This is a genomic window from Aeromonas sp. 1HA1, assembly GCF_029237385.1.
GTDB lineage: Bacteria > Pseudomonadota > Gammaproteobacteria > Enterobacterales > Aeromonadaceae > Aeromonas > Aeromonas popoffii.
This window is the reverse complement of the sequence record NZ_JAACGC010000057.1, coordinates 18,358-28,749: the sequence shown is the minus strand read 5'-3', so window position 1 is coordinate 28,749 and position 10,392 is coordinate 18,358. Positions and strand designations below refer to the sequence as shown.

6 protein-coding genes are annotated in these 10,392 nt (G+C 58.9%); 1 reads left to right on the top strand and 5 read right to left on the bottom strand.

Features of this window, described 5'->3' with window-relative positions:
- The first annotated feature begins 27 nt into the window (after positions 1-27).
- On the top strand, positions 28-663 hold the full coding sequence (locus GWQ22_RS16185; protein ID WP_275930937.1) for a Type 1 glutamine amidotransferase-like domain-containing protein: 636 nt from the start codon (positions 28-30) through the stop codon (positions 661-663).
- A gap of 74 nt (positions 664-737) precedes the next feature.
- Here GWQ22_RS16185 and GWQ22_RS16180 read toward each other — a convergent pair whose 3' ends face one another.
- The 5 genes from GWQ22_RS16180 to dapB form a co-directional block, all read right to left on the bottom strand.
- On the bottom strand, positions 738-1,925 hold the full coding sequence (locus GWQ22_RS16180) for a DUF1615 domain-containing protein (protein WP_275930936.1): 1,188 nt from the start codon (positions 1,923-1,925) through the stop codon (positions 738-740).
- Positions 1,926-2,156: 231 nt separating this feature from the next.
- Positions 2,157-3,815 carry a 2-isopropylmalate synthase gene (gene leuA, locus GWQ22_RS16175; protein ID WP_275930935.1) on the bottom strand — a complete coding sequence of 553 codons (1,659 nt, stop codon included), beginning with the start codon at positions 3,813-3,815 and terminating at the stop codon, positions 2,157-2,159.
- Between the two features lie 552 nt (positions 3,816-4,367).
- The gene (gene carB, locus GWQ22_RS16170; RefSeq protein ID WP_275930934.1) at positions 4,368-7,592 is read right to left on the bottom strand and encodes a carbamoyl-phosphate synthase large subunit; all 3,225 of its coding nucleotides are present in this window, start codon (positions 7,590-7,592) and stop codon (positions 4,368-4,370) included.
- A gap of 16 nt (positions 7,593-7,608) precedes the next feature.
- Positions 7,609-8,760, bottom strand: a complete 1,152-nt coding sequence (gene carA / locus GWQ22_RS16165) for a glutamine-hydrolyzing carbamoyl-phosphate synthase small subunit (RefSeq protein ID WP_275930933.1) — start codon at positions 8,758-8,760, stop codon at positions 7,609-7,611.
- 670 nt (positions 8,761-9,430) lie between these two features.
- Positions 9,431-10,243: a 4-hydroxy-tetrahydrodipicolinate reductase gene (gene dapB / locus GWQ22_RS16160; RefSeq protein WP_108536320.1), complete on the bottom strand. Its 813-nt coding sequence runs from the start codon at positions 10,241-10,243 to the stop codon at positions 9,431-9,433.
- Positions 10,244-10,392 lie beyond the last annotated feature (149 nt).

Below are 10,392 nucleotides of genomic sequence, written 5' to 3'. Positions count from 1 at the left end.
GCCGCACGATGAAGAGCAAAAGTTAGCATGATCGTTACCATGTTCGGGAGTCACATAGGAGATCAGATCCTGGAAATCGGGAAAAGTGCCAATCAGTTCACAATATTTGTGTATAAGAGTCAGGGTAAAACAGTGACTTTCATTCCGACTGCAAGTATTCACGAACAGATAAATTTCTATGTGGACGCGGCAAGAAAATCGTTTATTGAAATGGGTGTCAAGATAGACAATCTAGAAATTTCAACAGCGATGCCGAACAAGATTTTGGATAAGCTGGAGAAAAATGACTACATTTATGTCTCTGGAGGTAATACCTTTTTCTTGCTACAAGAGCTCCAAAGAACAGGTGCTGACAAAATCATTTCACGGCAAATCGAGGCTGGTAAATTATATATCGGTGAATCAGCTGGTGCTATCGTGCTCGCACCCGACATTGATTATATTAAAACGATGGATGATATCAGTGCAGCCCCAGGATTAACGTCACTTTCCTCACTGGCGCTTGTCTCATTCTATCCTCTGCCACACCATACCAACTTTCCGTTCAAAGAAACGGTAGAAAGCATCATTGCAACCATGTCCGACAAAATAACACTTTGCCCGTTCAGCAATACCCAAGTCATTATCGTCAGCGAGGATAAAGTTGACATATTGGGAATATAAAAACGCCGCCATCACACAAGTGTGACGATTCGTATTGATGGCGGCTGATTGAATTGGAAAAGCTTGGTTTGCGATTAGCGAATCGTCGCCATCTGCCGCACGCAGCGTTGCTCCCTGTCATCCACTCGCTTGGCAAACCAGGCGGTGGTCAGGTTGCGGGTGATCTTGGGGCTCTTGAGTTGAATGCCGGGCAGGATGGCGCGGGGTTGCCGCTTGCCGGCCTGCTTGTCGGCCAGGGTAAAGACCCTGTGATAGAGGTCGGCCTGGGCAAACTCGGCGGTATTCCCTTTGCGCAGGCTCTGGTGGATCGCCTGCTTGCTCATATTGACCCGACTGGCGAGGGTATAGACAGCCTGCTCAGTCTTGCCCGGCAAGTCTGAGTCATAGCGGACAAGATCCCCATCCAGCGCCAGGGGCTTGCCGCTCAGCCGGCTGACGGCAGCCTGGAAGGCGGCGTTGCGGCTGGCGTACCAGCCCGCATTGAAGTCGGCGAAGCGATAGAGGGTATCCGGGTAGTCGGCGGGATAGCCAAACAGGTGCCTGGTGCCGAACCAGATACCGCCACGACGGCTGAACACCTCATGGCGAATGGAATCCTTGACGGGATAGGGGTAGCCACGGGTATTTGCCTCGGCAAAGGCGATGCTCACCTGCATGGGGCCGCCGGTATGCACCGGGTTGAGGTTGCCAAACAGCGTCTTGCCCATGGGCACCATGCTGATCATGTCCTCGAAGATCTCGCTCATCTCCCGCTCGGTGCGAAGCTTGTCGATGCGCTCGGCATAGCTCTTGCCGGTGGGGGACTTGATGCCAAGGGCCGTGCGCACCACGAATTCAGGGATCAGCAGCTTGGCGGCGCGGGCGTTGATCTCCTGCCAGGCGATCTTGCCAAGGCCCGGCACCACGGGATCGGCCTGAAAGGTGGACTCCTGCTCGACCACCGCCAGCACTGAGCAGACGTTCTCGTCGGTCACGGCCAGATCCTGTTTGGCGAGGGCCGTGACTATGTCCTGCGCCCAGCCGTTACGATCCACGGTACGGGCCGGCAACAGGAGCACTATGCGCGACTGCATGCTGGCCGGGGCTCTGGGGGTCTTGGCCTTGGGCAGAGCGGCGGGTTTGGTAATGGCCGGGCCTGTGATGGCGGCACTGCCAGGTTTGCGGGTATCGCCCTGACTGGCCGGTTCGCTGGCACAGCCAGCCAGCAGCAAGGCGGCCAGCAGGGGCCCGACATGATGAGGATAACGAGTGAGATGATGCATGAAAGCTTCCCGATGGATGAGGCGCCACAGGCTTGAGCAGACAAGTCCGAGCCCCAGCAGCAGGGCATTGTAGAGGATTGATGGGGGGATCTGAAGACAGGAGCCTGGCCAACCAGATAGCACCGGCCGCTGACACAACCAAGCCCCCGCCGGTTAGACGGGGGCCTTGTCCATGTATCGGGCCATGACCAGAGGTAAAGACAGTGTCCCGGCAGCAGAGTAGGGGGCGGATCAAGCCGTCTGGCGCAGGGCCTCAATTTGCGCCGCGCCATTGATCACCGCCTGCAAGGAAGCGTTGACCACGTCGCGACCGATGGCGACCCCGCACATGCGCTGGCCATCGACACTCAGCAGCACATAGGCCGCGGCGCGGGACTCGGTGCCGGCGCTGAGGGCATGTTCCGAGTAATCGAGCACGTCTATGTGCATCCCGGTCTGGCGCTCCCAGCCGTTGACCAGTGCCGTGATGGCCCCCTCTCCTTCGCCGCTCAGGTGCAAGGTGCCGTTCGGGGTCTGCAACTCGAGGCGCAGACTCTCCTGACTGTCATGACCAAGCTGGAAGCGACCGATGCGATAACCGTGCACCGGCTCGAGGTAGTGCTGCTCAAACAGGGCGCGGATCTGCTCAGGGCTTATTTCGCTGCTGCTTGCCTCGGCCTGCGCCTGTACCCGGCGACTGAAGTCGATTTGCAACCAGCGCGGCAGTTGCAGGCCAAGGTCTCGCTCCAGCAGATAGGTGACGCCGCCCTTGCCGGACTGGCTGTTAATGCGGATCACCGCCTCGTAGCTGCGGCCCAAGTCTGCGGGATCGATGGGCAAATAAGCCACATCCCAATAGGCATCGGGTTTCTCGGCCGCCAGGGATTTGCGAATGGCATCCTGATGGCTGCCGGAAAACGCCGTGTAGACCAGCTCGCCCGCGTAGGGGTGGCGCGGGTGCAGGGCTATCTGGGTGCAGGCCCCCACGGTGGCGACGATGGCATCCATGTCAGAGAGATCCAGCTCGGGGTCTATGCCCTGGCTGTAGAGGTTCATGGCCATGGTTACTATGTCCATGTTGCCGGTGCGCTCGCCATTGCCGAGCAGGGTGCCCTCAATGCGATCGGCCCCCGCCAGCACCGCCAGCTCGGCGGCAGCCACCCCGCAGCCCCGATCGTTATGGGTGTGGATGGAAATGCTCACCTCGGGACGCGCCTTGAGGTGGCGGCAGAACCACTCCACCTGATCCGCGAACACATTGGGGGTGTTCACCTCCACCGTGGCTGGCAGGTTGAGGATCATGGGACGGCCTGCGGGGCGCCACTCGTCGATGACGGCGTCACACACCTCTACCGCGAACTCCACCTCGGTGCTGCTAAAACTCTCGGGTGAATATTGAAAGCTCCACTCTGTGCCGGGGTTGCGCACCGCATGGTCGCGCACCCAACGCGCACCCTGCACGGCGATGGCCTTGACCCCGTCACGCCCTGTATTGAACACATAGTTGCGCTGGGTCGGGTTGACCGAGTTGTAGACGTGGACGATGGCGCGTTTGGCCCCCTTGAGCGATTCGAAGGTACGGGCAATGAGATCCTCACGGGCCTGCACCAGCACCTGTATGGTGACATCGTCCGGAATGAGATTGCGCTCGAGAAGCTCGCGCACGAAGTCAAAATCGGGCTGGGAGGCGGCGGGAAATCCCACCTCGATATGCTTGAAGCCCACATGGACCATCAACGCCCACATTTGCAGCTTCTGGGCCACCGTCATGGGTTCGACCAACGCCTGATTGCCGTCACGCAAGTCCACGGCGCACCAGCGCGGCGCGCGCGTCATCACTCGGTTGGGCCATTGACGGTCCGCCAGCGCGATCACGGGGGCGGGGCGGTATTTGCGATGATCGAAGCTCATATTCAGATTCCCTTGGCTGATGTCCTTGAGGCGCAGCGCCGTTGCGGGCAATGAAGGTGAGCAACGACGCGACTGGGCAGGCAAGCTGACGGGGTAAGGAGGGGGAAGCGGGCTTGCGCGGTAACGCTGGCCCTGACGGTTGCGTGGGTGGTAACCCCACAACCGGTTTCCTGTGGTCCCTATGGATAAAGGGGCCGGCCTCGGCTGCCGGATAAGCAACTGGCCCTGATCCTCGCACCCCGCGGTTGCGGGCGCAGACGACCTTGTTTGATGAGAAATCAGTATATAGAGGTGGGCCGGGCGAGTGATTGCAAAGATTGCAAACCAGAGCCGCCAATGCGCAATTATTATCACTTTTATGCCGCTCATAGGGTGTATCTCACCCTCCTCTGACCATATCCCCTCTCCCATGCGCACCTTTCCCCCATGACGGAGGCTGGTCAGAGCCGCCAAAAAACAGAAACCCCGCCATCGCTGGCGGGGTTTTTCAGGGTGCGCGTGTGTTGTGCAACGAGGAGCAGGAAGATTCCCCTGCCCTTTATTGCGCAATCCTTAGCGGTTCTTCACCTTCTGGTGCAGCTCCTGCACCGAGTTGACGTTGGCGGTGGCATCCATGCTGATGGCCATGCAGGTGGCAAACGCCTCATTCATTGTGGTGGTATAAGCCACTTTGTTCTGCAAGGCGGCGCGGCGCAACTGCTTGGAGTCCTGGATCGCCACCCGCCCTTCGGCGGTGTTGACGATGTAGGTGTACTCGCCATTCTTGATGCGATCCAGAATGTGCGGGCGACCCTCGTGCACCTTGTTGACCAGACGCGGGTTGATGCTCGCTTCCCCCAGCGCCACTGCGGTGCCGTGGGTGGCATCGAGCTCGTAGCCCAGCTCCAGCAGCTTGGCGGCCAAATCCACAACCTGCGCCTTGTCGCTGTGACGTACCGACAGCAGGGCGCGGCCCTCTTTCGGCACGGCGTGGCTGGCACCAAGCTGGGCCTTGGCATAGGCCTCGGCAAAGCTGCTGCCCACCCCCATCACTTCACCGGTAGAGCGCATCTCTGGCCCCAGCAATGGGTCAACCCCCGGGAACTTGGCAAACGGCAGTACCACCTCTTTCACCGAGTAGTAAGGCGGGATGATCTCCTTGGTGAAGGCTTGGCTCTGCAGCGACTGACCGGCCATGACGCGGGCGGCGATCTTGGCCAGCGGGGCACCGGTCGCCTTGGAGACAAACGGCACGGTACGGGCGGCACGCGGGTTCACCTCGATGAGGTAGATGTCATTGCCCTTGACCGCGAACTGCACGTTCATCAGGCCGATAACACCGAGCTCCAGCGCCAGCTTGCGCACCTGCTCGCGGATCTCGTCCTGAATTGCCTTGGACAAGGTATAAGGCGGCAGGGAGCAGCCGGAGTCACCGGAGTGGATACCGGCCTGCTCGATATGCTCCATGATGCCGCCGATGACCACATCGGTGCCGTCGCAGATAGCATCCACGTCCAGTTCAGTTGCGTCATCCAGGAAGCGGTCCAGCAGTACCGGCGATTCGTTGGAGACGCTCACCGCCTCGGCGAAGTAGCGACGCAGGTCAGTCTCGTCATAGACGATCTCCATGGCGCGGCCACCCAGTACGTAAGAGGGACGAACCACCAGCGGATAGGTGATCCGCTCGGCGGTCAGCACCGCCTGCTCCAACGCGGTGACGGTGCCGTTTTCCGGCTGCTTGAGACCGAGGCGCTCAACCGCAGACTGGAAGCGCTCGCGGTCTTCGGCGCGGTCGATGGCATCCGGGCTGGTACCGATGATCGGCACGCCGTTGGCTTCGAGTGCTCGGGCCAGTTTCAGCGGGGTCTGGCCACCGTACTGGACGATCACGCCCTTGGGTTTCTCGATGCGCACGATTTCCAACACATCTTCCAGGGTCACCGGCTCGAAGTAGAGGCGATCCGAGGTGTCGTAATCGGTGGAAACGGTCTCCGGGTTGCAGTTGACCATAATGGTCTCGTAACCGTCTTCGCGCAGGGCCAGCGCCGCATGCACGCAGCAGTAGTCGAACTCGATACCCTGACCGATACGGTTCGGGCCGCCGCCGATGATCATGATCTTGTCACGATTGGTCGGGGCCGCCTCGCACTCCTCGTCATAGCTCGAGTACATGTAGGCGGTGTTGGTGGCAAACTCGGCCGCGCAGGTATCGACCCGCTTGTAGATTGGGAAGATGTTGTGGCGGGCACGCAGTTTGCGCACCTCGGCCTCGGCCACGCCGAGGATCTTGGCCAGACGGGCGTCGGCAAAGCCCTTGCGCTTCAGCGCGCGCAGGAAGTCGGCATCGAGACCGGCCATGCCGCGCTCTTTCACCTGCTCTTCCAGCTTGATGAGATCTTCTATCTGCACCAGGAACCAGGGGTCAATCTTGGTCAGCTTGAAGATACCGTCCATGGAGAGACCGGCGCGGAACGCATCGGCGATGTACCAGATCCGGTCGCAGCCAGCGTCCTGCAGCTCGTGACGGATACGGGTCAGGGAGTCCGGAGCATTGAGGTCAACCATGGGGTCGAAGCCGGTCTTGCCGGTCTCGAGGCTGCGCAGCGCCTTGTGCAGTGACTCCTGGAAGTTACGGCCAATGGCCATCACTTCACCGACCGACTTCATCTGGGTAGTGAGGCGGTCGTTGGCACCGGCGAACTTTTCAAAGTTGAAGCGCGGCACCTTGGTGACCACGTAGTCGATGGCCGGCTCGAAGGAGGCCGGAGTGCGACCACCTGTGATGTCGTTCATCAGCTCGTCCAGGGTGTAACCGATGGCGAGCTTGGCGGCGATCTTGGCGATGGGGAAACCGGTCGCCTTGGAAGCCAGCGCAGAGGAGCGCGACACCCGCGGGTTCATCTCGATGATGACCATGCGGCCATCTTTCGGGTTGATACCGAACTGGACGTTGGAGCCACCTGTCTCGACCCCGATCTCGCGCAGTATCGCCATGGAGGCGTTGCGCATGATCTGGAACTCCTTGTCGGTCAGCGTCTGGGCTGGCGCGACCGTGATGGAGTCACCGGTGTGGATGCCCATGGGGTCGAAGTTTTCGATGGTGCAGACGATGATGCAGTTGTCGTTGCGATCCCGCACCACTTCCATCTCGTACTCTTTCCAGCCAATCAGCGACTCATCGATGAGCAGCTCTTTGGTCGGCGACAAGTCCAGACCGCGCTCGCAGATCTCGACGAACTCTTCGGTGTTGTAGGCGATGCCACCGCCCGAGCCACCCATGGTAAAGGAGGGACGGATGATGCAGGGGAAGCCGACCATCTGCTGCACGCCCCACGCCTCTTCCATGTTGTGGGCGATACCGGCGCGCGGACACTCCAGACCAATGCTCTTCATGGCGATGTCAAAGCGACGGCGATCTTCGGCCTTGTCGATGGCATCGGCGGTGGCACCGATCATCTCGACACCGAACTCGGCCAGCACCCCGTGTTTTTCCAGATCCAGCGCGCAGTTCAGTGCTGTCTGGCCGCCCATGGTGGGCAGCACGGCATCCGGGCGCTCTTTCTTGATGATCTCGCGTACCACTTCCCAGGTGATGGGCTCGATGTAGGTGGCGTCCGCCATCTCCGGGTCGGTCATGATGGTGGCCGGGTTGGAGTTCACCAGGATGACGCGGTAGCCCTCCTCGCGCAGGGCTTTGCAGGCCTGGGCGCCGGAGTAGTCAAATTCGCAGGCCTGGCCGATAACAATGGGGCCGGCGCCGAGGATCAGGATGCTCTGTAGGTCGTTACGTTTTGGCATGGCTTCTCTTTTCCTCTTAAGCGCGATACTGCTTGATCAATTCAATAAAGTGGTCGAACAGACCGGCACAGTCGTGCGGGCCCGGGCTCGCTTCGGGGTGACCCTGGAAGCTGAAGGCCGGACGGTCGGTGCGGTGGATACCTTGCAGGGAGCCGTCAAACAGGGAGACGTGAGTGGCGCGCAGGCAGTCTGGCAAGGAGCTCTCGTCCACGGCAAAACCGTGGTTCTGGGCGGTGATCATCACTGTGTTGTCATCGAGGCTCTTGACCGGGTGGTTGGCACCGTGGTGGCCAAACTTCATCTTGACGGTCTTGGCACCGGAGGCCAGACCCAGCAGCTGGTGACCCAGGCAGATACCGAACACCGGGGTATTGGTGCCGAGGAAGGTCTTGATGGCCTCGATGGCGTAGTCGCACGGCTCGGGGTCACCGGGGCCGTTGGAGAGGAAGATGCCATCGGGATTCATCGCCAGCACCTCGGCGGCCGGGGTCTTGGCCGGCACCACTGTCAGACGGCAGCCACGATCCACCAGCATGCGCTGGATGTTGCGCTTGACGCCAAAGTCATAGGCCACCACGTGGTATTTGAGTTCATCGGCCGCCGGGGTGACATGCCCCTTGCCAAGCTGCCAGCTCCCTTCGGTCCAGGCGTAGGCTTCGCTAACCGTCACTTCCTTGGCCAGATCCATCCCCTTGAGACCAGGGAAGGCGCGGGCCTGTTCGAGGGCCTTCTCTGCACCGAGCAGACCGTCATCTACCTGTTTACCGGCCAGAATGCAGCCAGCCTGGGCGCCTTTCTCGCGCAGGATGCGGGTCAGTTTGCGGGTGTCGATGTCGGCGATGCCAACGATGTTGTGAGACTTGAGGTAATCGGAGAGGGATTGCTGATTGCGGAAATTGGAGGCAAGTATCGGAAGGTCCCGGATGATCAATCCCTGAGCGTGGATTTGACTGGACTCTTCATCTTCGCTGTTGGTGCCGGTGTTGCCTATATGGGGGTAAGTGAGGGTGACTATCTGACGGGAATAAGAGGGATCGGTGAGGATTTCCTGATAGCCCGTCATCGACGTATTGAAAACCACTTCACCAACGGAACATCCCTCGGCGCCTATCGACACGCCTTTGAACACAGTTCCATCTTCCAGCACTAGCAATGCAGTGTGATTCAAGACAACCTCCAGTTATTTAGCTTTAAATTCAGCAATTTACCTGGGTGTTGCGGGTCCGGCCCCTGTGTAAAACAGGGCTCAAACCCGGCAGATTTCTGGCAAATTGGGCGCATTCTACTTAAAAACGATCGCATTTCAACGTCTTTTCTCGTTTTAAATGCATCTAAATTCAATAAAAAAGCAACATTACCCATTATCTATGCACTATGTCGCTTTGCAACCCCCTCCACCAAAAGAAAAGGCAAAACCTGATGCAAAAGGGAGCGTTCATGCCACTAAACTCACAAAAATCAAATATTAACCCTTAAAAAACAACGAATTAAAATTCACAAAAAAAATTAATATCGAGTTAAAATAGCTTTTTATTGCCAATTCAGTGGCAATAAAAAGTGTAAAACGTTTTTCTCGTTTTGAATTTTTAGTCTTTTTCATGTCATGTAAAAAATGCGGACACATGGGGCATTGAGGCTCAATCCCATTACCCTTTGATGACATTTGGGCAATGAGCGGATGGGATGGATTGGGTAAAGAAGCAGTTTAGGCCCTTTCACATACAAAACAGGATGTAAGTGCCATTTATACAAAAACAGATGAAAAACCCCGGCGAACCGGGGTTTGGCAACACTGTCAGGAGGAACCATTGCAGTCCACCTGCCGCCACCTTGGCCACTCACTTGAGGTCGAGCACATCCTGCATGTCGTAGAGACCGGCGCTCTGCTGGCCCAGCCACTTGCCGGCCCGCACGGCCCCATTGGCAAAGGTGAGACGGCTGGAAGCCTTGTGACTGATCTCCACCCGCTCGCCGATGTCGGCAAACATGACGGTGTGCTCCCCCACCAGATCGCCGGCGCGAATGGTGGCAAAGCCGATGGTGTTGCGATCCCGCTCACCGGTGATCCCTTCGCGGCCATAGACAGCGCACTCTTTCAAGTCACGTCCGAGCGTCTTGGCCACCACTTCCCCCATGGAGAGCGCAGTGCCGGACGGTGCATCCACCTTGTGCCTGTGGTGACCTTCGATGATCTCGATGTCGGTGTAATCCCCCATCACCTTGGCCGCCTGCTCCAGCAGCTTGAACACCAGGTTGACGCCGACCGAGTAGTTGGAGGCGAAGACGATGCCGATCTGCTTGCCCGCCTCTTGCAGGGCCGCCTTGCCCGCATCGTCAAAGCCGGTGGTGCCGATCACCATCTGCTTCTGATGAGCCAGTGCAAACGCCAGGTTGGCCAGGGTCACCTCGGGACGGGTGAAGTCGATGATGAGATCAAACTCATCCCGTACCTTGTCCAGGCTGTCGCTGATCACCACCCCCAGGGTGCCCAGACCATTGAGCTCACCGGCATCGAGACCGATCACGGCAGAGCCAGGTCGCTCCAGCGCTGCCCCGACCACCACGCCCTCGGCGTTGGTGATGGCTTCCAGCAGCACTTTGCCCATACGACCATTACAGCCCATCACGGCCACACGGATCGGATTGTCCATCTCCACCCTCTCATCTGTTTATTATGGAAAGAGACCGTTTTACCAGCCTGCGCCCGCTTTGAAAAGCCGTGAGACACGCTCTTTGGTTCGGGCTCGACAGTGAACCGCTCAACATGGCTGATGCACAGGCTTGCCACTCCCCCCACAGA

What these genes read in the sequence shown, in the direction of transcription:
- GWQ22_RS16185 (WP_275930937.1), top strand. Translation starts at nt 28, where the DNA reads ATGATCGTTACCATGTTCGGGAGTCACATAGGAGATCAGATCCTGGAA.
- GWQ22_RS16180 (WP_275930936.1), bottom strand. Translation starts at nt 1,925, where the DNA reads ATGCATCATCTCACTCGTTATCCTCATCATGTCGGGCCCCTGCTGGCC.
- leuA (WP_275930935.1), bottom strand. Translation starts at nt 3,815, where the DNA reads ATGAGCTTCGATCATCGCAAATACCGCCCCGCCCCCGTGATCGCGCTG.
- carB (WP_275930934.1), bottom strand. Translation starts at nt 7,592, where the DNA reads ATGCCAAAACGTAACGACCTACAGAGCATCCTGATCCTCGGCGCCGGC.
- dapB (WP_108536320.1), bottom strand. Translation starts at nt 10,243, where the DNA reads ATGGACAATCCGATCCGTGTGGCCGTGATGGGCTGTAATGGTCGTATG.